General features: G+C 38.7%; 24 protein-coding genes, 2 tRNA genes and 3 rRNA genes. 3 read left to right on the top strand and 26 right to left on the bottom strand.

Annotated elements, in window-relative coordinates; genetic code table 11:
* Positions 1-19: 19 nt before the first annotated feature.
* The 24 genes from AC4BB7_RS04260 to AC4BB7_RS04145 all read right to left on the bottom strand — a co-directional run bounded on the left by AC4BB7_RS04260 (position 20) and on the right by AC4BB7_RS04145 (position 21,711).
* Positions 20-805 carry an acetyl-CoA carboxylase carboxyl transferase subunit alpha gene (locus tag AC4BB7_RS04260; RefSeq protein WP_086311972.1) on the bottom strand — a complete coding sequence of 262 codons (786 nt, stop codon included), beginning with the start codon at positions 803-805 and terminating at the stop codon, positions 20-22.
* A gap of 2 nt (positions 806-807) precedes the next feature.
* Positions 808-1,674, bottom strand: coding sequence for an acetyl-CoA carboxylase, carboxyltransferase subunit beta (accD, locus tag AC4BB7_RS04255; protein WP_086311971.1), 867 nt, complete (start codon positions 1,672-1,674; stop codon positions 808-810).
* A 14-nt stretch (positions 1,675-1,688) separates the two neighbouring features.
* Positions 1,689-3,059, bottom strand: coding sequence for an acetyl-CoA carboxylase biotin carboxylase subunit (locus tag AC4BB7_RS04250; RefSeq protein ID WP_086311970.1), 1,371 nt, complete (start codon positions 3,057-3,059; stop codon positions 1,689-1,691).
* 7 nt (positions 3,060-3,066) lie between these two features.
* Entirely contained in the window at positions 3,067-3,486 is a 420-nt protein-coding gene (gene fabZ, locus AC4BB7_RS04245; RefSeq protein ID WP_010760451.1) for a 3-hydroxyacyl-ACP dehydratase FabZ, read from the bottom strand.
* 125 nt (positions 3,487-3,611) lie between these two features.
* Entirely contained in the window at positions 3,612-4,103 is a 492-nt protein-coding gene (accB, locus tag AC4BB7_RS04240; RefSeq protein ID WP_086311969.1) for an acetyl-CoA carboxylase biotin carboxyl carrier protein, read from the bottom strand.
* Between the two features lies 1 nt (position 4,104).
* Complete coding sequence (fabF, locus tag AC4BB7_RS04235) at positions 4,105-5,340, bottom strand: beta-ketoacyl-ACP synthase II (RefSeq protein ID WP_490484528.1); 1,236 nt, start codon at positions 5,338-5,340, stop codon at positions 4,105-4,107.
* A 26-nt stretch (positions 5,341-5,366) separates the two neighbouring features.
* Positions 5,367-6,104 (bottom strand): 3-oxoacyl-[acyl-carrier-protein] reductase, encoded by a 738-nt coding sequence (fabG, locus tag AC4BB7_RS04230; protein WP_490484527.1) that lies wholly within the window; start codon positions 6,102-6,104, stop codon positions 5,367-5,369.
* A 3-nt stretch (positions 6,105-6,107) separates the two neighbouring features.
* Positions 6,108-7,037, bottom strand: coding sequence for an ACP S-malonyltransferase (fabD, locus tag AC4BB7_RS04225; protein WP_490484526.1), 930 nt, complete (start codon positions 7,035-7,037; stop codon positions 6,108-6,110).
* Between the two features lie 44 nt (positions 7,038-7,081).
* Positions 7,082-8,038: an enoyl-[acyl-carrier-protein] reductase FabK gene (fabK, locus tag AC4BB7_RS04220; protein ID WP_086311965.1), complete on the bottom strand. Its 957-nt coding sequence runs from the start codon at positions 8,036-8,038 to the stop codon at positions 7,082-7,084.
* 186 nt (positions 8,039-8,224) lie between these two features.
* Complete coding sequence (locus tag AC4BB7_RS04215) at positions 8,225-8,449, bottom strand: acyl carrier protein (RefSeq protein ID WP_010760445.1); 225 nt, start codon at positions 8,447-8,449, stop codon at positions 8,225-8,227.
* Between the two features lie 51 nt (positions 8,450-8,500).
* Positions 8,501-9,460, bottom strand: coding sequence for a beta-ketoacyl-ACP synthase III (locus AC4BB7_RS04210; protein ID WP_490484525.1), 960 nt, complete (start codon positions 9,458-9,460; stop codon positions 8,501-8,503).
* A 15-nt stretch (positions 9,461-9,475) separates the two neighbouring features.
* Positions 9,476-9,916: a fatty acid biosynthesis transcriptional regulator FabT gene (gene fabT / locus AC4BB7_RS04205; protein WP_170922906.1), complete on the bottom strand. Its 441-nt coding sequence runs from the start codon at positions 9,914-9,916 to the stop codon at positions 9,476-9,478.
* 808 nt (positions 9,917-10,724) lie between these two features.
* Positions 10,725-10,955 (bottom strand): YkuJ family protein, encoded by a 231-nt coding sequence (locus tag AC4BB7_RS04200; protein WP_010760442.1) that lies wholly within the window; start codon positions 10,953-10,955, stop codon positions 10,725-10,727.
* Positions 10,956-11,055: 100 nt separating this feature from the next.
* A complete protein-coding gene (locus AC4BB7_RS04195; RefSeq protein WP_490484524.1) occupies positions 11,056-11,946 on the bottom strand; it encodes an NAD(P)-dependent oxidoreductase in 891 nt (296 codons plus the stop codon).
* A 75-nt stretch (positions 11,947-12,021) separates the two neighbouring features.
* Entirely contained in the window at positions 12,022-13,245 is a 1,224-nt protein-coding gene (locus tag AC4BB7_RS04190) for a glycosyltransferase family 4 protein (protein WP_490484523.1), read from the bottom strand.
* A gap of 21 nt (positions 13,246-13,266) precedes the next feature.
* Positions 13,267-14,313: a cell wall glycolipid biosynthesis glucosyltransferase BgsA gene (bgsA, locus tag AC4BB7_RS04185; RefSeq protein WP_086311959.1), complete on the bottom strand. Its 1,047-nt coding sequence runs from the start codon at positions 14,311-14,313 to the stop codon at positions 13,267-13,269.
* Positions 14,314-14,598: 285 nt separating this feature from the next.
* Positions 14,599-14,672, bottom strand: a tRNA-Asn gene (locus AC4BB7_RS04180).
* A gap of 10 nt (positions 14,673-14,682) precedes the next feature.
* Positions 14,683-14,798 (bottom strand): 5S ribosomal RNA (rrf, locus tag AC4BB7_RS04175).
* 96 nt (positions 14,799-14,894) lie between these two features.
* A 23S ribosomal RNA gene (locus AC4BB7_RS04170) occupies positions 14,895-17,806 on the bottom strand.
* Positions 17,807-17,993: 187 nt separating this feature from the next.
* Positions 17,994-18,066: transfer RNA gene (locus AC4BB7_RS04165), tRNA-Ala, on the bottom strand.
* An 83-nt stretch (positions 18,067-18,149) separates the two neighbouring features.
* Positions 18,150-19,710: ribosomal RNA gene (locus AC4BB7_RS04160) — 16S ribosomal RNA — on the bottom strand.
* Together the 16S, 23S and 5S rRNA genes with 2 tRNA genes alongside form the textbook arrangement of a ribosomal RNA operon.
* A gap of 556 nt (positions 19,711-20,266) precedes the next feature.
* Positions 20,267-20,776 (bottom strand): GNAT family N-acetyltransferase, encoded by a 510-nt coding sequence (locus AC4BB7_RS04155; protein WP_490484522.1) that lies wholly within the window; start codon positions 20,774-20,776, stop codon positions 20,267-20,269.
* Positions 20,777-20,906: 130 nt separating this feature from the next.
* Complete coding sequence (locus tag AC4BB7_RS04150; RefSeq protein ID WP_170923060.1) at positions 20,907-21,278, bottom strand: hypothetical protein; 372 nt, start codon at positions 21,276-21,278, stop codon at positions 20,907-20,909.
* A 64-nt stretch (positions 21,279-21,342) separates the two neighbouring features.
* A complete protein-coding gene (locus tag AC4BB7_RS04145) occupies positions 21,343-21,711 on the bottom strand; it encodes a CvfD/Ygs/GSP13 family RNA-binding post-transcriptional regulator (RefSeq protein WP_086315679.1) in 369 nt (122 codons plus the stop codon).
* A 198-nt stretch (positions 21,712-21,909) separates the two neighbouring features.
* On the opposite strand from AC4BB7_RS04145, the gene AC4BB7_RS04140 reads away from it, so the two are divergent.
* Entirely contained in the window at positions 21,910-23,076 is a 1,167-nt protein-coding gene (locus AC4BB7_RS04140; protein ID WP_490484521.1) for a MalY/PatB family protein, read from the top strand.
* A gap of 63 nt (positions 23,077-23,139) precedes the next feature.
* Here AC4BB7_RS04140 and AC4BB7_RS04135 read toward each other — a convergent pair whose 3' ends face one another.
* Entirely contained in the window at positions 23,140-23,727 is a 588-nt protein-coding gene (locus AC4BB7_RS04135) for a peptidylprolyl isomerase (protein WP_025871441.1), read from the bottom strand.
* 226 nt (positions 23,728-23,953) lie between these two features.
* Between AC4BB7_RS04135 and AC4BB7_RS04130 the strand changes: the two genes are divergently transcribed.
* On the top strand, positions 23,954-24,967 hold the full coding sequence (locus tag AC4BB7_RS04130) for an NAD(P)/FAD-dependent oxidoreductase (protein ID WP_086315677.1): 1,014 nt from the start codon (positions 23,954-23,956) through the stop codon (positions 24,965-24,967).
* Between the two features lie 41 nt (positions 24,968-25,008).
* Here AC4BB7_RS04130 and AC4BB7_RS04125 read toward each other — a convergent pair whose 3' ends face one another.
* A complete protein-coding gene (locus tag AC4BB7_RS04125; protein ID WP_490484520.1) occupies positions 25,009-25,251 on the bottom strand; it encodes a DUF1450 domain-containing protein in 243 nt (80 codons plus the stop codon).
* Positions 25,252-25,337: 86 nt separating this feature from the next.
* Here AC4BB7_RS04125 and AC4BB7_RS04120 point away from each other — a divergent pair, with 86 nt between their 5' ends.
* Positions 25,338-25,844 carry a phosphatidylglycerophosphatase A family protein gene (locus AC4BB7_RS04120; protein ID WP_086315675.1) on the top strand — a complete coding sequence of 169 codons (507 nt, stop codon included), beginning with the start codon at positions 25,338-25,340 and terminating at the stop codon, positions 25,842-25,844.
* Positions 25,845-26,291 lie beyond the last annotated feature (447 nt).

The following is a 26,291-nucleotide window of genomic DNA, read 5'->3' as shown; positions in this document are numbered from 1 at the left end:
CTTGCTCCATTTTTTATACTCAATATTTACGAAAGCGTTGATAGCGATTGTCCAATAAGGTTCCTGTTTCCAGTTTGGAAAGCTCAGAAAATTTACTAATAAGGGCTTTTTGTATCATTCGATTAATCTTCGATTGTTCTAATACTTCACCATTCATTTCTTCTGGAATCACTCGATCAATGATTGTTAATTCTTTTAGCTCTGTCGCTGTAATTTTCATTAATTCTGCGGCTTCTTTAGCTCGACTTCCGTCTTTCCAGAGAATCGAGGCAAATCCCTCTGGTGATAATACCGCGTAAATCGTATGCTCCAGCATCCAAACTTCATCTGCTACAGCAAGTGCTAATGCGCCACCACTGCCACCTTCACCAATGATGATTGCGATGATTGGCACACTTAAATCAGCCATTTCTATCAAATTTCGAGCGATTGCTTCCCCTTCACCACGTTCTTCCGCTTCAATTCCGCAATAAGCGCCAGCAGTATTGATAAACGTAACAACCGGACGACCAAATTTTTCTGCTTGCTTCATTAAACGCAAGGCTTTACGATAACCTTCTGGATGCGGTGCACCAAAATTCCGCTCAATATTTTCAGGTAAGTTACGTCCTTTTTGGATTCCAACAACTGTTACAGGTTTTTCTTCTAATGTTGCAACACCACCTACAACAGCTAAATCATCGCCAAAATAACGGTCTCCATGAAATTCAATAAAGTCATCAAAGATGGCAGCAATATACTCTAAGGTAGTATAACGATCCTGAGCTCGAGCTAGCGTGACAATATCATTGGCTGTTTTTTCCATCGCTATTTCCACCCTTTCATCGTATGAATCTTGACTAATCTACTAAGTACTTCCTGCAACTGATTTCTAGGAACAATTTTATCAACAAATCCATGATCCAATAAAAATTCAGCTTTTTGGAAATCATCTGGTAGCTCTTGACGAATCGTTTGTTCGATCACTCGACGACCTGCAAACCCAATCAAACTTTGAGGTTCAGCTAAAATAACGTCGCCATCCATCGCAAAACTAGCCGTGACACCGCCAGTTGTTGGATCCGTCAATACAGTAATATACAGTAAACCTGCATTACTATGTCGTTTAAGTGCACCAGAGATTTTTGCCATTTGCATCAGAGAAAAAATCCCTTCCTGCATTCGTGCTCCACCTGAAGCTGTAAAAATGATCACCGGCAAGCGCTGTTCTGTTGCTCGTTCAAATAAACGAGTGATTTTCTCACCTACAACAGTTCCCATACTTCCCATAATAAAATTGGCGTCCATCACACCAATACCGATTTCTTGGCCGTCAATTTTAGCTTTCCCCGTCAATACTGCTTCATGTAATTCTGTCTTTTCCTGCATAATAGCAATTTTATCCAAATAATCAGGAAAATCCAACGGATCTTTAGTGACTAAATCTGTATCCCATTCTTCAAAACTCTTCTCATCTACCGTCAATGCAAGACGTTCCCAAGCACCGATTCTAAAGCTATAACCGCAATAAGGGCAGACTTTTTCTGCCCCCATATCTTTTGTGTATAACGTACGTTTGCAACAAGGGCATTTAGCCCACATGTTATCTGGAACTGCAGGTTTTTTTACAGAAGATTGGTCGCCCGGGCGATTTGGATTGATTCGAATGTAGTTTTTCTTTTTAAATAAAGCCATACACCTGCTCCTTTTTAATTATCGCTTTCTGGTTCCCAATTTGGTAAAAATGTTTCTTGTAAAAAACTCGTATCATACTCACCAGCTAATACATTTTCATGTGTAATAAGATCTAGCTGAAATTCTGCATTCGTGATGATCCCCTCTGTTACGATCTCATGTAACGCCCGCTGCATCTTCATCAGCGCATCCATCCGGTCATTTCCATGTACAATCACTTTAGCGATCATTGAATCATAGTAAGGCGGAATCGTATAGCCTGAATACATCGCACTATCAACTCTTAATCCCATTCCGCCACTTGGAAGCAACAAATTCTTGATTTTCCCAGGAGAAGGCGCAAAATTAAAGGCAGGATTTTCAGCATTGATCCGACATTCAATCGCATGACCTGAAATCATGATATCTTCTTGTGTATACGCTAATTCTTCACCAGAAGCCACTTGTAACTGTGCTTTGACAAGATCGATCCCTGTCACCATTTCAGTAACAGGATGTTCAACTTGAATTCGAGTATTCATTTCCATAAAATAAAATTCACCAGATTTATCCATCAAAAATTCGATTGTTCCAGCATTTTCATAATGAACAGCTTTTGCTGCACGCACAGCCGTTTCACCTAATAATTGACGTTTTTCAGGTGAGATTGCGATCGATGGTGATTCTTCAAGAACTTTTTGATTATTTCTTTGTAAAGAGCAATCTCTTTCGCCCAAATGAATCACATGCCCATACTGATCACCTAAAATTTGTACTTCGATATGACGTGCTGGATAAATAATTTTTTCCAAGTACATATCATCATTACCAAAAGCTGCTTTTGCTTCTTGTTGAGCAGAAGTAAAGTGCTGAGGTAGTTCTTCTTTACTCATCACTTTACGAATTCCCTTACCACCGCCGCCAGCTGCTGCTTTCAGCATAACAGGATAACCTATATCATCAGCAATTTTTAAAGCTTCCTCAACAGAACTGATCACACCAGTGCTTCCAGGAATAACTGGAACTTTGGCTTTTTGCATCAATTCACGTGCATTGATTTTATTGCCCATTGCATCAATCGTTGCTGCTTTTGGACCGATAAAAGTAATATTGCATTCTTCACACATTGCCGCAAATTGGCTGTTTTCTGATAAGAAACCAAAACCAGGGTGAATCGCTTCTGCGTTCGTTACGATAGCCGCACTTAAAACACTTTGAACATTTAAATAAGAGTCTGCCGCTTTCGCAGGACCTATGCAAATCGCTTCATCTGCAAGTTGTGTGTGTAACGCTTCTTTATCCGCTTCAGAGTATACGGCAACAGTCTGCACGCCTAATTCACGACATGCACGAATGATCCGAACTGCGATTTCTCCTCTATTTGCAATTAAAACTTTTGAAAACATAGCTCACCTATCCAATCATAAAGGTCAATTCTGCTTCCGCTACTTTTTTCCCGTTCACAGTCGCAGTTCCTTTGCCAATACCGGCTATTGATTTTACTTTCATAATTTCTACTTCTAACATCAAAGTATCACCTGGAACAACTTTTTGTCTAAATTTAGCTTTATCGATACCACCAAAATAAGCTGTTTTACCCTTAAAATCTGGCATAGACAGCAATGCTACCGCGCCTGCTTGAGCTAACGCTTCAAGAATCAAAACCCCCGGCATAACAGGCTCTCCTGGAAAATGCCCTTGAAAAAAAGGTTCATTGATCGTAACATTTTTTTTGGCAATAACTTTTTCACCCACGACGATTTCTTCAACTGTGTCTAACAGTAAAAAAGGATAACGATGGGGAATAATTTCTTTGATTTCTTGAATGTTCATAGCTACACTCCTTTGCTGTGAAATACAGCGGATATTTTTTATGAGCTGATGTTAAACAGTACAACGAATGAAGTGTTCGTTGATTCTTTATTTGTCTTGATATTATTTCTGCAGTAAATTTAATTCTAAGAAGTCGCTACACGGAATAGCGGTTGATTAAATTCAACAACATCCTCATTTTGTACCAACACTTCACTGATTACACCATCTACAGTGGACGTGATTTCATTCATAAGCTTCATCGCTTCTACAATACAAATGACCTCACCTTTTTTCACTGAATCTCCTACTTGCTTAAAGTTTTCTTTATCTGGAGCAGGTTTTAAGTACACAATCCCGACAATTGGAGAAATGACTTCTTCTGTGTTTTCCGGTTTTGTTTCATTTTTTACAGTCTCATTTACAGTTTCTTTCACTTCTACTGTTTGACTAGAAACTTCTGCTGTTCCTTGGCTTACTATGTTGCTGTCAGCTGCTTGTTTTACTTCATTTGACGATTTTAGTGCCACTTTATTTTTATTCATATAAAGACCAAAAGAACCTTCTTTAAGGTCAAATTCTGTTAGTGTTGATTGATCAAATTGTGATAATAACTCTTTTACTTCATTGATATTCATCTTAATCCTCCCAACGTTTTAAACAAAGTACTGCATTATGACCACCAAAGCCAAAAGAATTTGTTAAAGCATAATCAAATGTATGTTTTTGACTTTCATTGGTGACAATATCGATTTCGATGGCTTCATCCACTTGCTCAATATTGATCGTTGGTGGAATAAATTGATGTTGTAAAGCATTCAAAGTAGCAATTGCTTCAATACCACCGGTTGCACCTAATGCATGTCCTGTCATACTTTTAGTACTGCTGACACGAACATTTTTAGAAGCTTCACCCAATGCCGTTTGAATGGCTTTGGTTTCTGCAACATCATTTGATGGTGTACTTGTGCCGTGGGCATTGATGTAACCTATTTTAGAAGCTTCGATTGTCGCTTCATCAATTGCCAGTCTCATAGCTTTAGCAGCTCCACTTCCATCAGGTCTAGGTGATGTCATATGATATGCATCACAATTTGAACCATATCCAACAATTTCACCCAAGATTTTGGCGCCTCTATTTTGTGCATGTTCCAAAGACTCGAGAACTAATATCCCCGCTCCTTCTCCCATCACAAAACCACTGCGGTCTTTATCAAAAGGAATCGACCCTCTATTTGGATTTTCTTCTGAGGTAACGGCTGTTAATGATGCAAAACCTGCAATGCCTATTTCAGTAATTGAGGCTTCGGTTCCTCCTGCTAGTATTACATCTGAATACCCATGTTTAATATTTCTAAAAGCCTCACCAATTGAGTTATTCGCTGTAGCACAAGCGGTGACAGTTGCGGTACATGTTCCTCTTGCTCCTACACGTAAAGCGATATTGCCTGCAGCCATATTTCCAATGGCCATTGGTATAAATAAAGGTGCCACTCTTTTAGGTCCTTTTTCACGCATTCGGGTCACCTGATCTTGTATGGTTTGAAGTCCACCGATTCCAGAACCTACCATAACACCAAAACGATCAACATCTATTTCATCTATATCCAATTTACTCATTTCCATTGCTTCTAATGCTGCATAAATACCAAAGAGAGAAAACATATCCATTCGTTTAGCATCTTTTTTGGCAAAATACTTATCAAAAGGAAAATCCTTTACTTCTGCCGCTAATGTAATACCCGTCTCAGCTGCATCAAACTTTGTAATTGGACCAATCCCGTTTTTCCCTGTTTGTAAACTTTCTAAAAAGGTTTCTGCATCATTCCCAATTGGAGATGCTACACCATAACCTGTAATAACTACGCGATTCATTCAACCGCTCCTTTCATGCTTATTCATTAGCCGTGCATGACTAAACCGCCATCTACATTCAAGACTTGTCCTGTAATATACGGGCTTTTTGCTAAAAAGATAGCTGTATTCGCAACATCTTCCACTTGACCAAAAGATTGCAATGGAATTTGTTGATTCATTTGTTCTTTGACTTTATCAGATAACACTTCTGTCATTTCTGTTTCAATAAAACCTGGCGCAATAGCGTTACATGTAATTCCACGTGCAGCAACTTCTCTGGCTACAGATTTTGTTAAACCGATGACCCCAGCTTTACTTGCAGCATAATTAGCCTGACCGATATTCCCCATCAGACCGACAACACTAGACATGTTGATAATACTTCCACTACGCTGTTTCATCATCTTTTTGATTGCATGTTGTGTCATATTGAATGTTCCCGTTAAGTTAATTTGAATACAGTGAGTAAAGTCTTCTTCAGACATTCTCAATAATAGTTTATCATTAGTAATCCCTGCGTTATTCACTAAAATATCAATCGAGCCTAAGCCATCAACAATAGCTTGAATCATTTCTCCAGCAGACTCAAAATTAGCAATATCTCCAGAAACACCGATACATTTAACGCCAAAAGATTCTATTTCTGCAATTAAATCAGTGCTGATTTCTCCACGTCCATTTAGGGCAATATTGGCGCCTTCTTTTGCAAAAGCTAAAGCAACAGCTTTACCAATGCCACGCGTACTCCCTGTAACAAAAACGTTCTTTCCTTTTAAATCCATTCGTTACCTCCCGTCCAACAGTGCTTGCGCTTCAGACAATGTTTTTTCATCTTCGACACGAGCTGTGTTGATTTCTTTATCGATTTTCTTGATAAAACCAGTCAATGTTTTACCTGGTCCAACTTCTATAATTACATCAACATTCATTTTTTTAATTGTTTCGATACTATCAGCAAAACGAACAGCAGACATGACTTGTTTTTCTAATAACTCTTTGATCTCTGTTTGCTCCATTACTTGTGCTGTAGTATTACTTATCACAGGAATCGTCATTTCTGCAAAGTTTATTTTTTTCAGTTCAGCTGCTAATCTTTCAGAAGCTGGTTTTAACAGTGCTGTATGAAACGGACCACTGACTTTTAGCGTGACCGTCCGCTTCACACCAGCTTCTGTTAATAACTCGACAGCTTTATCAACAGCAGGTGTTTCGCCACCAATCACGATTTGTTGAGGCGTATTATAGTTTGCAGGGGACACGATTCCAAAAGAACTTGCCTTTTGACAGCATTCTTCAATCAATGAACGATCTGCATTCATTACTGCAACCATCTTCCCTGTTCCAGATGGCGCAGCCTCAGCCATGAATTTACCTCTTTTAGCTACTAGTTGAACAGCCTCTTTAAATGGAATCGCACCACTAGCAACAAGGGCACTGTATTCTCCAAGACTTAATCCGGCGACAATATCCGGCTGATATCCTTTAGCATTCAAAAGACGATAAAAAGCAACACTAACTGTTAAAATCGCGGGTTGTGTGTACATTGTTTCGTTTAACTTGTCATTTTCAGTAAAACAAAGCTCTGCCATATCATAACCTAGAGCATCGCTTGCTTCTTGAAATGTTTCGCGAACAATCATCTCTTGATCAAATAATTCTTTACCCATTCCAATATACTGAGCACCTTGCCCACTAAATAAAAAAGCTGTCTTCATTACTTTACTCCCTTACATTAAATGCTAGATAAATTTAATCGTTCTTACAGCCAGCGACTGCATTCAGCGGCCATAACTTTCTTTGTTTCACTAATATAAGATTCAATAATTTCTTTTGCAGTTTCTTCTTTTGTTACAAGACCTGCAATTTGTCCGGCCATAATCGATCCATGATTCACATCTCCATCTACAACTGCTTTACGCAATGCCCCTTGACCTAATTCATCAAATTGCACGAGATCTGGATTGGCTTTTCTTAGTTCTATTTTTTCTAAGCGATCATATTCATTGGTTAACTTATTTTTGATTGCTCTCACAGGATGCCCAAAATGTTGGCAAGTAACAGTTGTATCGACATCTCTGGCTTTAATGATCCTTGCCTTATAATTTTCATGTACTGTACACTCTTTTGCGACTAAAAAACGCGTACCAACTTGAACTGCATCTGCGCCTAACATTAGTGCAGCTGCCATTCCGCGACCATCACCAATCCCACCTGCGGCAATAACTGGAATAGTCAACGCATCTACAACTTGCGGTACAATACTCATTGTCGTCAGTTTACCTATATGTCCTCCAGCTTCCATCCCTTCAACTATCACTGCATCTGCTCCAATTTTCTCCATTCGAACACCTAATGCAACAGAAGGAATCACTGGAATTACTTTAATTTTATGTTCTTTAAAACGAGCCATATATTTGCTAGGATTCCCCGCTCCTGTAGTAACTACTGGTACGTTCTCTTCACAAACTAAATCCACAATATCTTGTGCAAATGGCGATAACAACATAATGTTGACGCCAAATGGTTTATCTGTTATTTTTTTGATTTTCTTAATCTCAGCTTGAACAACTTCTTTTGGCGCATTACCTCCAGCAATGATGCCTAAACCTCCAGCTTCAGAAACAGCACCCGCTAAAGAAGCGTCTGCAATCCACGCCATGCCCCCTTGAAAAATGGGGTATTCAATTTCGATCAGCTCACATATCTTTGATTGCATAAATTACATCCTTAAAATCCTAGAATCATTAATCAAAAAAGAGCTGGAACAAAACCCTATAAGTTTAGTACCAGCTTTTTTAATTCCAACGAGCGGTGTGAAAAAAGCAAGGCTTTTCAGCAATTGTTGAGAATCACATAAAGACTTGCTCATCCAACTTTTTATTTTACCTAATCGCTTTAATTATTACGCTTTTTGTTTTTCTACATATGTTACCAAATCTTGAACAGTAGTGATACCATCTTCAGATTCAATTTTAATATCAAATGCATCTTCGATTTCATTAATGATTTGGAATAAGTCTAAGCTATCCGCATCTAATTCTTCTTGAATGTTTGTTGTTAATTTTACTTCCTCAGGTTCTTTACCTAATTCTTCTACAATAATTGCTTGAATTTTTTCGAATACCATGTGTATATTCCTCCAATAATTTTCTTTTTTTAGTTTATATAGTTACAGGTTTTACAGCGTTAAGAGGATTGATCCCCACGTTAAACCGCCGCCGTAGCCTGTTAACACAATTTTTTGTTTGGAGCCTAATTGAAGCACTCCCTTTTCTATTGACTCATCTAATAACAACGGAATACTTGCACCAGATGTATTACCATTATGTTCCATATTTGTGAGAAATTTTTCTCTTGGAACTTTGAGTTTTTTTGATATTTTCTCAATGATGCGTTTGTTGGCTTGATGCAACAATAAATAATCAACATCGTCTTCAACAATTTCCTGAATATTTCTGGTCACATCGTTTAATGAAAAATCATAGATATCTCTACCCGTCATTTGTAAATATGCTGAGCCTTCAGATCCTCCAGAATAAAAAGGACTTTTATTCTCTACATAGCCGGAAGTCAGTGACTTTCCTCTTTTTCCATCAGATTGAAGTTTTTCTTTGAGGAAATGTTCTTCATCACTAGCTTCAATGAGTACACCGGCCGCGCCATCTCCAAATAATACAGCTGTACTACGGTCGTTCCAATCCAGAACTTTTGATAATGTCTCTCCACCAATGATCATTCCTAATTTATGACCAGTACGAATTAATTTTTCTCCCACACTTAATGCATAAACAAAACCTGTACACGCTGCACTGACGTCAAAAGCAAAAGCATGTGTGGCCGAAATACTTCCTTGAACAAGACAAGCTACAGAAGGTGTACCATAATCTGGTGTCATTGTTGCGACAAGAATAAAATCTAAATCTTCTGCTTTTCTACCAGATTTTTCCAATAGCTTTTCAGCTACTTTAATACATAAATCCGAAGTATTTTCATTCGTAGTAATATTTCTTGAGCGTATGCCTGTTCGACTAGAAATCCATTCATCTGAGGTATCCATCATCATTGAAAGATGATCATTTGATACAGCATTTTCAGGAACATAACGGCTCGTACAAGTTATTTTCGCGTATTGATTCATCTTGATCCTCACTTTTTATTTATATTCCTTTAAGAAATCATGAAGATTTTTCAATGCTTTTAATAAAGCTTTTTCTTCTGCTTTATCCATTCCATTCAAAATTCTTTTGACCATTTCTCTATGGAAATGCTGATGAACACGAAAAAGTAATTTTCCTTTTTTGGTCAAACCTAACTTGACTACTCGGCGATCATCTTCACTTCGTAAGCGCTCAACATAGCCTTTTTTTACAAGGTTATTAATCGCTACTGTCAATGTTCCTACAGTGATTGACAATTCTTTAGCAACTTCTGAAGATGTTTTCTTCTTATACATTCCAATTGCTTCAATTGTGTGCATCTCAGTAATGGATAAGTCATTGAATTGCGATTTTTTCAATTCAGATTCTTCAATTGTCAAAATATCATTAAAAACACTGACAAGATAATCATTGACTGTTTCTAAATTAGGTTCCATTGTGTACACCATCCATATACTTTGATTATCAAATCATTTGATGTTCAAACTATATCGCATATAAAAAAAGATTGCAAGTAAAATCTTTAATTTTTAATTTTTCTTAATCATGGGATGAAGAAAATCAATCACTTAACCCAAAAAAAAAGAGAGTAGATCTTGACAATTTAACTATAGTTAAAAAACATTTGGCAGTTCTCTCTGAATTTACTATCATTTCATTTAGTTTGAATGTCAAACTATTTCTAATTTATTTAATAGAACGGAACACAATAATGTCTTTGAATCCCCTAGTATTAGATACACTTGTAGCATAAGTTCCTATCGTTCAAGGAGGAATTCAGTTTGACTAAATTAGCTGGTGCTGTCGGACGTAAAGGTGGCATTGCTATTCTGTCCACTGCAAAAATCGGCTATCAGGAAGAACTTTTTTGAAAACTCACCAATGAGAGCTAATATGAATGCTATAAAAAAACAGCAGACTTTTTTGTAATCGAAGGACCTAAAGCTGGTAGATATTTAGGATTTAAAGCTGAAAAGTTGGAAGAAAGTATTGCCCACATGAATGAAGAGATTATTAAAATTATAGAAACGGTCAATGGTTTTGCTAAAGAATTCAACCAAGCTATTATAATCATTTTACTGGTTCTAATGCGTTTAGAATAAAAGGAAAAACAACCGTTAAAGCGATTTTTGCTGAATTAAAAACTTCATAAATAAAAAAATCCTGTGGCGTACAAAATTGTACGCCACAGGATTTTCGATTATTATCATTAATTTTTGTTAAATACTTACTGAAACTTTCTAATTATTGAATTAAATCATAAATTTCCATCGCAACAATATCAATATTATCAAATTGATAACTTTGTTGAGAATCAGTTTCAGTTAATTCGAATGTTTCAGTTGATTTATCATAAGTTACGATACATTTTTCTGCACCTTCACGTTCAAAACGACGAACTTGAATTTCATTGTCTGTTGCTTCAGTCATTGCTTCAAGTCGCTTGATAATCGCCACAAGTTGTGAATGTTTCATAAATGGGCCTCCCTTTAAAAACTAGTTCTGTACCATTGTATCAAAACATTGTCTTTCTTGCATGATTTTTCGTCATTTTTTTTAATTTTTTTGCTGTTCTTTAATTTTTAACAGATGGTTGTTTCCCATCTGGCCACCAAAGCTTGATCAAGGCTTGTGTTCCATCATCCTCAAATCCTTTATTAGCAAGCTTTTCATAGAGTTCTGTAGCCAATTTAGTAGCGGGTAACTCAAGATTCAATTTCTCAGCTTCATCTAAGGCAATCTTTAAATCTTTGATAAAATGCTTTACAAAAAATCCAGGAGAATAGTTTTCATTTAAAATTCTTGGGCTGTAATTACTTAACGACCAGTTAGCTGCACTTCCACCAGATAGCGTTTCAATGACTTTATTTAAATCTAGACCAGCTTTATTAGCATACACCATCATTTCAGTCATTCCAGTCATTGTACCTGCAATCATAATCTGATTAGCCATCTTAGTATGTTGACCCTTTCCAGAAGTTCCGTGTAACGTAAAAGTTTTTCCAAATGTCTCAAAAATAGGCAAGACTTGATCATAGACTTCTTTATCACCGCCCACCATAATGGTCAGTGTCCCATTTTTAGCTCCTAGATCGCCTCCAGATACAGGAGCGTCTAATGCATCTCCACCCAGTTCATTTGCTCTTGCAGCTATCTTTGTAGCCAATGTTGGTGTGCTTGTAGTCAAATCAACAACTATCTTATTCTTAATCTCTTTTGAAAAGATGCCATTTTCATCGAAGTAAATCGTTTCAACATCTTTTGGAAAGCCTACCATTGTAAATATAATATCACTATTTGCGACAACATCAGCAGGAGTATCTTGCCAAAATGCTCCTTCTTTTACAAGCTCATCAGTCTTGCTTTTAGTTCGATTATAGACGTTTACATTTAATCCTTTTTTCATCATATTTCTGACAATTGCAGCACCCATGACTCCAGTTCCAATAAATCCAATTTGTGGCATTATCATAATCCCCCTATTGTTTTTAATCAAAAAACTTCTAACCTTAGTATAAACCAAGACTAGAAGTTTTAACATTTATTTTCTTAAAGATGTAAATTTGACTTTGATTCGTTCGATTGAAGCCGCAGCTTCCTTCTCTAAAGTCAATTGATCATAGTATTTGATCATATCTTCATAAAATTCAAGCATTACATTTCCAAAACGAGTTGCTGATATTTCATAAAGTTTTCCCTTTAAAACAGCTTCATCTGGTTGGATTCCTGACTCAACATAGTCAATAAAAGTTGGTGCAAAGTCTAAATCTGTTTTAAATGTCCGACCTAAGCTTTCATGATCAAATAAATTATTCAAATAGGCATTTCCTTCAACTATACAAGGAACACCTGAGGCCATCGCCTCAGTATAGGTCAGTCCTTGTGTTTCTGAGGTCGACGCACTGACGAAGTAATCAGCTGCTTTATAATAGATAGCAACCTGATCATTTGGCACCTCGCCAACAAATTGAATCTTATCACTTAATCCTAGTTCTTCACCTAAACAGCGCAGTTTATCAACATATGGGCCATCTCCTACAATCACGAAACGTGCATTGGAAAAACGTTCAAAAATAGCAGGCAAACCGTTAACTATTGCTTGAATATTTTTTTCATATGAAATACGGCTCAAAGACAATAACATGATATTGTCTTCAGTCAATCCCAACTCTTCTCGAAGTGCTGTTTTCATCTCAACTGTAATATCTGGTCTTTCAAACTTTTTAATGTCGATTCCTGTTGGAATAATCCTCATCGGTGATGTTACACCGTATTCTTTTAACTTATCAATAACTCTTTCACTTGGACAAACAACACCAGTTGTATGATTGGCAAAAAAACGAGAAAAATACTTTACATGAGTTGGACGTACAACTTTTCCCTTAGCGATATAATGTAAATAATCTTCATACATCGTATGATAGGTGTGAATAACAGGAATTTTAAGCTTTTTCCCAACCATTTTTCCTAGCAAACCAGCCCCAAATTCTGTATGAGTATGAATCAAATCTAAATCCAATTCTTTCGCAATCAAGTAAGCATACCACATACCACGTACTACGATCCGACGATCTTTAAAAGATACAAACGGAACACTTGGCATCCGAATAACATCTTCTTCAAATTCTTTTGCATTTGGATCAGTCGTCGTAAAAATATAGACTTCGTGTCCTTTTTGTTCTAATTCTTCTTTAAGTGTTTTAATTGATGTGGCAACCCCACTAACTTGGGGAAAATATGTATCTGTAAAGAAACCAAATTTCACTTTGTTCCCCTCCATTAATTTTTAATTTTCCTGATGTTTGCATTCAGCTTGTTCTACTACTGCAGTACCTAAAACTTTTTCATAAACACTTTTTAACTCATGACCAATTCGTTCAATACTTTTTTGTTTTGCAACGTCATAACCTGCTTGGCGTGTATTCGGTATTTTATCTTCAATAAGTGCATCAATAAAATAAGAAAATTCTTCATTTGTTTTTCCCATATAACAGTTTACTTTATCTTCAAGCCAGCCTTTATATACAGGAATGTCCCTTACCAAAACTTGTTGTTTACTAGCCAGAGCCTCTAATATGACAATTCCTTCTGTTTCCTCATAAGAAGGAAAGAAAAATAAATCTGCTGCTGAATAGGCACCTTCAATGATATCTCCTTTAATGTAACCAGGGAATAAAACATTTTCAGGATGATCTTCCTTAACTATTGTTCTAATGGTCCGAGGGATCGAATACATAGGCGTATGTCCAAACCAGATAAAACGATAATCAGGAAATCTTCTTGCAAGTTCAACAAAATCAATAATACCTTTTCTTTCAAAATAAAGACCTACACAAATAATTACTTTTTGTTTTTCTTCTATTTTAAAATACTCTCTAAATTTTTGTTCTTTTTCTTCAGAACGTTCAAAGCGTTTCAAGTCAATCCCATTTGAAATTGAAGCAATTGGAACTGTTATTCCATACCCTTCTAATAAGTCCTTAGAATAAGGTGTAGGTGTAATCAAATAGTCTGCTTTAGAATACAAACTAACTAAGTATTTTTTAACTAAAGGAGAGACCTGATTGGACCCGATAAATGAATTTCTGAAGTCTTCCTCTGTTGAGTGGGCGTGATAGATGACCTTTTTCCCTAATTTTTTTGCTTTATTTACCATACTATGGCTATTTATTCCATAAGTATTAATATGTAAAATATCGTAATCCGTACAATCAGCATCTAGTGTATACTCTATACCTACTTCAGAGAGTGCACGCTTCTGGTGGTCTAACGCTCGTCCTATTCCAGACTTGGCTAATATTTTCTCACCTTCAAAATATAATAAAACCTTCACGTTGCCCCTCCTAACTTCTTAAAAATATTATAACATAGCTTAAAGAATCCTCACTCAATCTAAAGTCGTAATTTAATCTAATCACAAACATTATATCAAAAAATAGCTCATGAAAGCCATTATTCCACAAAATAGATCATTAACATGACAAAACTGTTAGATTAAGATAAGCAATTTTACTCCTTAAGATCATTATTTCATCTTTTGTTGTTTCTATCAAATAATAAAATTTATTTTACAATAAAATAAAAAAAAACGAAAACTTATTCAGTCTTCGTTTTTTTACTCCGGCAGTAGGACTCGAACCTACGACATCATGATTAACAGTCATGCGCTACTACCAACTGAGCTATGCCGGAATAACAACTAGCGTGGCGACGTCCTACTCTCACAAAGGGAAACCCTTCACTACAATCGGCGCTAAGAAGCTTAACTTCTGTGTTCGGCATGGGAACAGGTGTATCCTTCTCGCTATCGCCACCACACTGGGTGTTGTTGCTATTAAGTTGAGTGATTATTCACTCAAAACTGGATTGAAGTAGTAATCAAACATTCCGAAAAAACTTTTTTATTTCGTTTCTTTGGTTAAGTCCTCGACCGATTAGTATTGGTCCGCTCCGTACATCACTGCACTTCCACTTCCAACCTATCTACCTGATCATCTCTCAGGGGTCTTACTTTCTTAAAGAAATGGGAAATCTCATCTTGAGGTGGGCTTCACACTTAGATGCTTTCAGCGTTTATCCCTTCCCTACATAGCTACCCAGCAATGCCCTTGGCAGAACAACTGGTACACCAGCGGTAAGTCCATCCCGGTCCTCTCGTACTAAGGACAGCTCCTCTCAAATTTCCAACGCCCGCGACGGATAGGGACCGAACTGTCTCACGACGTTCTGAACCCAGCTCGCGTGCCGCTTTAATGGGCGAACAGCCCAACCCTTGGGACCGACTACAGCCCCAGGATGCGACGAGCCGACATCGAGGTGCCAAACCTCCCCGTCGATGTGGACTCTTGGGGGAGATAAGCCTGTTATCCCCAGGGTAGCTTTTATCCGTTGAGCGATGGCCCTTCCATGCGGAACCACCGGATCACTAAGCCCGACTTTCGTCCCTGCTCGACTTGTAAGTCTCGCAGTCAAGCTCCCTTCTGCCTTTACACTCTGCGAATGATTTCCAACCATTCTGAGGGAACCTTTGGGCGCCTCCGTTACTCTTTAGGAGGCGACCGCCCCAGTCAAACTGCCCACCTGACACTGTCTCCCACCACGATAAGTGGTGCGGGTTAGAGGGTTCATAACACAAGGGTAGTATCCCACCAGCGCCTCCACCGAAACTAGCGTTCCGGGTTCATCGGCTCCTACCTATCCTGTACATGTGGTACAAACACTCAATATCAAGCTACAGTAAAGCTCCATGGGGTCTTTCCGTCCTGTCGCGGGTAACCTGCATCTTCACAGGTACTAAAATTTCACCGAGTCTCTCGTTGAGACAGTGCCCAAATCGTTACGCCTTTCGTGCGGGTCGGAACTTACCCGACAAGGAATTTCGCTACCTTAGGACCGTTATAGTTACGGCCGCCGTTTACTGGGGCTTCAATTCTGAGCTTCGCCGAAGCTAACCCATCCTCTTAACCTTCCAGCACCGGGCAGGCGTCAGCCCCTATACTTCATCTTTCGATTTTGCAGAGACCTGTGTTTTTGATAAACAGTCGCTTGGGCCTATTCACTGCGGCTGACCGAAGTCAGCACCCCTTCTCCCGAAGTTACGGGGTCATTTTGCCGAGTTCCTTAACGAGAGTTCGCTCGCTCACCTTAGGATACTCTCCTCGACTACCTGTGTCGGTTTACGGTACGGGCAGTTGTTTTCTCACTAGAAGCTTTTCTTGACAGTGTGACATCAGGAACTTCGGTACTATTATTTCCCTCCCCATCACAGCTTGTCCGTATAGAGTAAAGCATTTGACTCTACTCAAGACTTACTGCTTGGACATGCACTTCCAGTCGCATGCATTCCTTAGCCTCCTGCGTCCCTCCATTGCTCAAACAAAAACAACTGGTACAGGAATATCAACCTGTTGTCCATCGCCTACGCCTATCGGCCTCGGCTTAGGTCCCGACTAACCCTGGGCGGACGAGCCTTCCCCAGGAAACCTTAGTCATACGGTGGACGGGATTCTCACCCGTCTTTCGCTACTCATACCGGCATTCTCACTTCTAAGCGCTCCAGCCGTCCTCACGATCGACCTTCAACGCCCTTAGAACGCTCTCCTACCATCACACCAGAGGTGTGATCCACAGCTTCGGTAATATGTTTAGCCCCGGTACATTTTCGGCGCAGGGTCACTCGACTAGTGAGCTATTACGCACTCTTTAAATGGTGGCTGCTTCTGAGCCAACATCCTAGTTGTCTGTGCAACCCCACATCCTTTTCCACTTAACATATATTTTGGGACCTTAGCTGGTGGTCTGGGCTGTTTCCCTTTCGACTACGGATCTTATCACTCGCAGTCTGACTGCCGAATATGAATGAATGGCATTCGGAGTTTATCTGAATTCGGTAACCCGAGATGGGCCCCTAGTCCAAACAGTGCTCTACCTCCATCATTCTTAACTTCGACGCTAGCCCTAAAGCTATTTCGGAGAGAACCAGCTATCTCCAAGTTCGTTTGGAATTTCTCCGCTACCCACAGCTCATCCCCGCACTTTTCAACGTACGTGGGTTCGGTCCTCCAGTGCGTTTTACCACACCTTCAACCTGGCCATGGGTAGATCACATGGTTTCGGGTCTACGACTACATACTCATTCGCCCTATTCAGACTCGCTTTCGCTGCGGCTCCGGCTCTTCACCTTAACCTCGCATGCAATCGTAACTCGCCGGTTCATTCTACAAAAGGCACGCCATTACCCATTAACGGGCTTTGACTTGTTGTAGGCACACGGTTTCAGGATCTATTTCACTCCCCTTCCGGGGTGCTTTTCACCTTTCCCTCACGGTACTGGTTCACTATCGGTCATTAGGGAGTATTTAGCCTTGCGGGATGGTCCCCGCGGATTCCGACGGAATTTCTCGTGTTCCGCCGTACTCAGGATCCTCCTAGGTGTTGCCAACATTTCGTCTACGGGGCTATTACCCACTTTGGCGAACCTTTCCAGATTCTTCGACTATCTTGACAGACTACCACAACGGAGTCCTACAACCCCAACAAGCAAGCTTGTTGGTTTGGGCTCTTCCCGTTTCGCTCGCCGCTACTCAGGGAATCGAATTTTCTTTCTCTTCCTGCAGGTACTAAGATGTTTCAGTTCTCTGCGTCTACCTCTAACCAGCTATGTATTCACTGGCAAGTAACATCCTATAAAAGATGTTGGGTTTCCCCATTCGGAAATCTCTGGATCATAGCTCACTTACAGCTCCCCAAAGCATATCGGTGTTAGTCCCGTCCTTCATCGGCTCCTAATGCCAAGGCATCCACCGTGCGCCCTTATTCACTTAACCTTATGACCTTACGGTCAGTTTGTTTGGTTCGTTTCTCTAGCGATAGAGGCGTCACCAATAAAATAAGCATTCGAACTATTTTAATTAAAAAACTCATTCAACGCGGTGTTCTCGGTTTGTTTTGATTACTTTTTTACTTCAATATCCAGTTTTCAATGAACAATTCTAGTAACCCATTGGTTACTAATGGAGCCTAGCGGGATCGAACCGCTGACCTCCTGCGTGCAAAGCAGGCGCTCTCCCAGCTGAGCTAAGGCCCCGTGGTACTTATTAATTTGAGAGTAAACCTCTCAAAACTGAACAAAGTGTCGACGAATGTGTAAGTTTCCGTAATATTCCTTAGAAAGGAGGTGATCCAGCCGCACCTTCCGATACGGCTACCTTGTTACGACTTCACCCCAATCATCTATCCCACCTTAGGCGGCTGGCTCCACAAGGGTTACCTCACCGACTTCGGGTGTTACAAACTTTCGTGGTGTGACGGGCGGTGTGTACAAGGCCCGGGAACGTATTCACCGCGGCGTGCTGATCCGCGATTACTAGCGATTCCGGCTTCATGTAGGCGAGTTGCAGCCTACAATCCGAACTGAGAGAAGCTTTAAGAGATTTGCATGACCTCGCGGCCTAGCGACTCGTTGTACTTCCCATTGTAGCACGTGTGTAGCCCAGGTCATAAGGGGCATGATGATTTGACGTCATCCCCACCTTCCTCCGGTTTGTCACCGGCAGTCTCGCTAGAGTGCCCAACTGAATGATGGCAACTAACAATAAGGGTTGCGCTCGTTGCGGGACTTAACCCAACATCTCACGACACGAGCTGACGACAACCATGCACCACCTGTCACTTTGTCCCCGAAGGGAAAGCTCTATCTCTAGAGTGGTCAAAGGATGTCAAGACCTGGTAAGGTTCTTCGCGTTGCTTCGAATTAAACCACATGCTCCACCGCTTGTGCGGGCCCCCGTCAATTCCTTTGAGTTTCAACCTTGCGGTCGTACTCCCCAGGCGGAGTGCTTAATGCGTTAGCTGCAGCACTGAAGGGCGGAAACCCTCCAACACTTAGCACTCATCGTTTACGGCGTGGACTACCAGGGTATCTAATCCTGTTTGCTCCCCACGCTTTCGAGCCTCAGCGTCAGTTACAGACCAGAGAGTCGCCTTCGCCACTGGTGTTCCTCCATATATCTACGCATTTCACCGCTACACATGGAATTCCACTCTCCTCTTCTGCACTCAAGTCTCCCAGTTTCCAATGACCCTCCCCGGTTGAGCCGGGGGCTTTCACATCAGACTTAAGAAACCGCCTGCGCTCGCTTTACGCCCAATAAATCCGGACAACGCTTGCCACCTACGTATTACCGCGGCTGCTGGCACGTAGTTAGCCGTGGCTTTCTGGTTAGATACCGTCAAGGTAAGAGCAGTTACTCTCCTACTTGTTCTTCTCTAACAACAGAGTTTTACGATCCGAAAACCTTCTTCACTCACGCGGCGTTGCTCGGTCAGACTTTCGTCCATTGCCGAAGATTCCCTACTGCTGCCTCCCGTAGGAGTCTGGGCCGTGTCTCAGTCCCAGTGTGGCCGATCACCCTCTCAGGTCGGCTATGCATCATGGCCTTGGTGAGCCGTTACCTCACCAACTAGCTAATGCACCGCGGGTCCATCCATCAGTGACACCCGAAAGCGTCTTTCAAATCAACACCATGTGGTGTCGACTGTTATGCGGTATTAGCACCTGTTTCCAAGTGTTATCCCCCTCTGATGGGTAGGTTACCCACGTGTTACTCACCCGTCCGCCACTCCTCTTTTCAAATGAGTGCAAGCACTCGGTAGAAAAGAAGCGTTCGACTTGCATGTATTAGGCACGCCGCCAGCGTTCGTCCTGAGCCAGGATCAAACTCTCATAATAAAAGTTGAACACAATCCGAAGATTGTTAAGCTCATTTGTTTGCTAGCATATTGCTTCGCTTTGTTAAAAATTGTTGTTTGTTTTTACCGTTGTAAAAACAACCTACACATTTGGTTCGTCTTACTTTGTTCAGTTTTCAAAGGTCTACCGTGTTACCTCGCAGCAACTTTTATATCGTATCAAATCTTCGATTTGATGTCAACACTTTTTTTAAAAAAAAGTTTCAAAGTTTTTTCTGCTTGATGTTATCGAATGTTTCGCGACAACTTCATTAGTTTATCAGGTCGTTTGTTATTTGTCAACAACTTTTTTCCTGATTTTTCAAGTTTTTTTAAAACCTGAAATGTTATTCTATTTTTGTCGTTTGGCGTATTTCATCAGTGCCTTGCGACAAGATATAATATAACAAGTTTTTCTTAATTGGTCAACCATTTTCTTTAAAAAAATTAAAAAGTTTTTTCTTCGATTTTGTTACATTTAAATGTTCTTTCGTCTTTACGATATAAATTTCATTTCACATTATAGTTTACATTGAAATACTATCTAATCACGATTGTTATTTCATATCATACGAAAATAGTTCGAATTTATTTCCTTTTGAATCGGTTGAACTTCCCACGTTAATGAATTCATTGCTTCTATAAAATCGTACCAACTTCTGATTACTGGCTAAACAATCTAAGCGCAATTCAGAGACTTCACCGCTAAATCGTTGCTTTAATGCGTTTAACAATTCTTTTCCATATGCATTTCTTCTATAGAGTGGTCGGATGATTACACGATGAAAGTAACAGGCCGTTTGATCGAACCCAAACTCTTGCCAAAGCATTTTATCCCATTCCGTTGGTACTTTCCATGCAGCTGCCATTCCTACTAGTTCGTTTTTACTATTATAGAAGAAATAGACCTCTCCTTTTCCAACAGCATCAGCTAAGCCATGTTTATCTTTTCCTTGTAAAACATCTGACCATTGATCACTACCTGTTTCTTTCAGCCACTGCGCACTTTCTTTCAATAATCCGATAGCCGTTTTAGCATCTGTGATTTTTGCTTGCTCTAGTTTCATAATGTATCCTCCATAATAAATTTAAAAAAAGACGGTACAAAACCATACATTAGGTTTGCTCCGTCCTTTAATTCTAGAATAAAAGGTGTACAGTAAAAATATCCTTTTATCTTTATGTATCTGTTTAATTTTAAAACATCGGGACTCCTTCAATATCATAAGAAGCTAGTAAATTTTTTAATTCAGATGGTTTTTCCCACACATAGTTATCATTGATTGTAGGAACTGCATGATCTTCATTCATTTCAAATACAAATAAAGGCATATTTTCAGCATCCGTATGTGCATTTGTTAGCTCTACTAAATTAATTGAAGTAACATCTAGTTGAATTTCTTCTTTGAAAACTTGCAACATACTTGCTAATCCCGTCATATCTTCAGAAACTTTTGTTGTAACAAACGCCATTGACTCACCCACTGGATGAACAAGAAACTTCTTTGAACCATCATTTAGGTTCAGCATAATAGTACCAGCGACTTTTTTGTTAGACAAAACATCCACCTCAATTAATTTTTGTTTTCAGAAACTAGGAAAATTGTACCATATTTTCTGAAAAAAAACAGAATTATTTCTCGAACAATTCATCCATGGCTTCATCAGTCCAGATAGGGAGCTCTTTTCTTAACGTTTCAAAGCCAATTTTTTTATTTTTGTTCGTAAAATATTTTTTACGTCGGTGGTTTGGCGGCAATACTTGGGTTTCTAAAGTTCTTAAAGATAAACTAATTTTTTGTGAATATTCATCAATATCGATTACTTGAACTTTGACTTTTTCTCCAACCGTTAATATGCTATGAATGTTTTTAGTATACCCTGCCTGTACTTCTGAAACATGTATTAATCCTTGAACTGTGTCGCTCAATGAAACAAAAGCACCATAGGGCTGTAGTCCTGTGATTGTTCCGTTAAGAATCAATCCTATTTTGTATTCCATATTAGTATCCTCTTTTCATTATTCCCATCAAAATAATTATCTCAACTAAAATGATATCACGTTCCATTAAAAAGTGCATGACTTTATTTCTACTATATATATTATTGATTCTTTTTGTTCATATTTTATGAAAACTCCATTATACTATAGTTAAGTTTTATTTAACGAAAAATAGTTTTAATAGAAAGGAAGAATTGAATGATAGAATTTGATACAGTCTATAATCGCCGTAATACAAATTGCTCTAAGTGGGATTCCATTAAAGATACCTACGGAGAAGATGGCTTATTGCCATTATGGATAGCTGATATGGATTTTAAAGCGAATCAACCTGTGCTAGATGCATTAAAAGAAAGTGTAGAACAAGGTATTTTAGGGTACTCACCTGCTCCTGATTCATTATATGAAGCAATTCAGAGTTGGCAAAAGCGGCACCATGATTATTCTGTCAATAAAGAAGCAATCCTTTTCAATAGCGGTGTTGTGCCAAGTCTCTCTTTAGCTATTCAAGCTTATACTGAACCTGGTGATGCAATTTTGATCCATGATCCAGTCTATCCTCCGTTCGCTAAAGTTGTAGAACAAAATGATCGGAAACTCGTTCGAAGTCGATTACTAATTGAGCAAGACCACTTTGTTATGAATCTCGAAGAGATAGAAAAACAAATTATTACCGAAAATATCCGTCTTTTCATCCTTTGTAACCCTCATAATCCCGGCGGACGTGTTTGGACTAAAAGTGAGTTGGAAGCTTTCGGTAAATTATGTGCAAAATACGATGTGCTTGTTGTCAGTGATGAGATCCATCAAGATTTGATTTTTGCTCCTCACGTATTTACGACATTCACAAATGTTCACTCAACATTCAAAGATTTTTCGATTACTTTAACCGCTGCAACGAAAACATTTAACCTAGCTGGCATTAAAAATTCAATGATTTTTATTGAAAATCCTGATCTACGTAAAAAATTTCTGGTAGCCCAAGAACGTAATTCTCAAAATGAAATCAATGTTTTCGGTTATGTTGGAACAGAAGCGGCCTATCAAAATGGCGATACTTGGTTAGAAGAATTGCTTGTTTATCTTAAAGAAAATATCGACACTGTCAGTGAATTCTTAAAAGCTGAACTTCCTGAAGTCAACATGATGAGACCTGAAGGAACTTACTTGATTTGGTTAGATTTTTCTGCTCTCGGTTTAACCGATGCACAATTACAAAAACAACTGGTGCATAAAGGAAAAGTTGTCCTGAATCCAGGAATTAGTTTTGGTCCTGGCGGCACACAACATATGCGTCTAAATGTTGCTTGTCCAAAAGAAACTCTTTTAGAAGGCTTACGTAGAATCAAAAATGCTTTTGAATAAAATAAAAAGTGGAGTCTAAACGGTCATATGTTTAGGCTCCACTTTTTTTACGTTACAAAACTATTATTCGCTGATTTCGACTTTTTCGATCACTACATCAAAAGTTGGACGATCTTGAGAATCTCTTTGTACTCCGCCGATTTCATCAACTACATCCATGCCCTCTACAACATGTCCAAAGACAGTGTGGCGGAAGTCTAGCCATGGTGTTCCACCTTTTTTATACGCTTCGATCACCTCTGTAGGGAATCCTGCTCCTTCTAATTGACCAAACATATTAGCTGGTACGTTTTGATTGTTTACGATGAAGAATTGACTTCCATTAGTGTTTGGTCCAGCATTAGCCATTGATAGCGCCCCGCGTAAATTGAACACATCTTTTGAAAATTCATCTTCAAATTTTTCTCCGTAAATACTTTCCCCGCCCATACCTGTTCCAGTAGGGTCGCCTCCTTGAATCATGAAGTCAGGGATCACTCGATGAAAGATTACACCATCGTAGTACCCTTTTTTCGCTAGTTGAACAAAATTTTCAACTGTTTTAGGTGCATGCTCTGGGAAAAGTTGAACCGTAATATCTCCGCGGTTCGTTTTTATCACGGCTTTAGGGCCTTTAACATTTGCTAAATCTAATTGTGGAAATTCTGACATACTTATTTCCTCCTCGTTAATTTTTACTTACTTATAATATCATAACGAAGTTCACTTGGAAATTCCAATATCTTTGATAATCTTTTAAGAGAAACTTTTTTTCACAAACTCCTACTTGCTTTTTTCTGTTACAAGTGATATTTTGTGAAAAACGATATACTACATTTTTGGTTTCATTTTTTATAGATGAAAACTTTTTTTATTATAGAAACAGGAGGAAATTTTGATGTCTGATTCAAAAAACATATATGATCTAACCATCGTCGGTGCAGGTCCTGTCGGCCTTTTCGCCGCTTTTTATGCAGGGATTCGTAAAGCAAAGACTAAAATCATTGATAGTTTGCCCCAACTTGGTGGTCAGTTATCGACGCTTTACCCTGAAAAATATATTTATGATGTTCCTGGTTTTCCGGCAATCAAAGCGAGTGAACTGATTGAAAATTTAGAAAAACAAATTGCTCCTTTTGCTCATGAAACTTGTCTAGAAGAAGAAGTGAAGAATTTGGTTCAAGAAGATGGCTACTTACGCATCGAAACATCCAAAGGTGTTCACTATTCTAAAGCGGTCATCTTTGCGATTGGAAATGGCTCATTCCAGCCTCGCCGTTTAACCATTGATGGTGCAGCAGAGCTTGAAGGGAATCATGTGCATTATTATGTTACAGATATGGACAAGTTTTCTGGAAAAAAAGTTGCTATAGCTGGCGGGGGTGACTCTGCTATCGATTGGGCCTTGATGTTAGAACCTATCGCAGAAGAAGTTTCGATTATCCATCGTCGACCTGAATTCCGCGGGCATGAGCATAGTGTGGATAATTTAAAAAACTCTGAAGTCTCTATTTATACGCCTTATGTTATTGACCAATTATTGGTAGAAAACAACTCATTCAAAGGCATTCAATTAAAAGAAACAAAAGCCGATAATTTTGAACAACTTGATTTGGATTCATTGATTATCAATTATGGCTTTACTTCATCACTAAGTCATTTAAAAGACTGGGGCTTAGATGTCAGCCGAAATGCGATTGAGGTCAATTCAGATATGTCCACAAATATTCCTGGCGTATATGCTGTTGGTGATATTTGTAATTATGATGGCAAAGTAAAACTGATTGCCACAGGTTTTGGTGAAGCGCCTACTGCTGTAAATAATGCATTGCACTATATTAAACCTGACGCAAGAACTCAGCCAATGCATAGTACTAGTTTATTTGAAGGAAAAGAAGCTAAAATACTTTAATAAAAAATGGAACCTGCCGTTTTACGGTAAGTTCCATTTTTTTATCCCATTTCTTCCTGCCAACGTAAAATAGCTTTTTTTACATTTTCAACCAGCTCTTCTGGTGTAACACCAGTTATTCGTTCGCCTTCAAACAAAACAAAGAATGTTTGAGCACAAAGAACACATTCATTCATACAAGAATAAGAGATTACATCACCATTTTCTTCAATAAACGGATCACTCAACAATAGTTCTGCGCCTTTGGCTAAATTTTGTTCACAACATTCTATTAGTGGATTCATTGATCTTCTCCTTGCATTTTTCTCTTTAAATAGTATACCATTGATGTATCTTAATTTTAAAATTGAAGCATTTGGAGGTTATCATTTTGGTCATACAAGGAGAAACGTTAGAGAAAAAGGCCCGTCAGCTATTAAAAGATCGCGGTGTCGAAATGGAAGATTTAGCAGAGTTAGTTTTATTTTTACAAAAACCTTATATTGAAGATCTTGATTTGGCAACTTGTATGGAAAATATTGATAGTGTTTTATCAAAACGTGAAGTTCACAATACGATCATTACTGGTATTCAGTTAGATATCTTAGCTGAAGAAAAAAAATTACTGCATCCCTTACAAGAAATTTTAGAGGAAGATGAAGGTCTTTATGGTATCGATGAAATTTTAGCACTTTCGATCGTTAATGTTTATGGCTCAATCGGTTTTACCAATTATGGGTATATCGATAAAGTAAAACCAGGTATTTTAGCTAAGTTGAATTCCCATGAAGGACCACAAGTTCATACATTCTTAGATGACATTGTCGGTGCAATCGCGGCAGCTGCTGCCAGTCGCTTGGCTCATTCTCAACCAGACAAAAGCAGCATTACGCAATAACTATTTTAATTATAGAATAAGAGCAGAACCTGATTGTACTAAGTTTTTTTGTACTTAGATTTAGGTTTCTGCTCTTTTTTACATTTTTAACGGCTTTTCAATTGCTTCAATAGTAATTCTTCTATTATAATAAGTTTAAAGTATATGACATCCTCTTATACTTCTGTTTAAAGTTACCACTATAGGCAACAAGAGTTGCTTCTGATTTTAAATGAGCACATTTTTCAGTCGTTGATTTTCTTCCCCAATAGATAAATCAAACGCCTATAGTGGTAAACTTTATTCATTATACCCCAAATCGTTAAATCATACTTACCTCCAATATATACGCATGTTCAACAAGGATATTTAAAATAAGAGATAGAAGTAAAAAATAAAAAACGGTATCAGAATTCCTTCCAATACCGTTGTATCGTACAATAAGTAAACGCTAGCATGTTCACCATA

It is taken from the genome of Enterococcus sp. AAFC-DPL-5182 (assembly GCF_058216605.1).
This window is presented reverse-complemented; position numbering and strand designations above follow the sequence as displayed.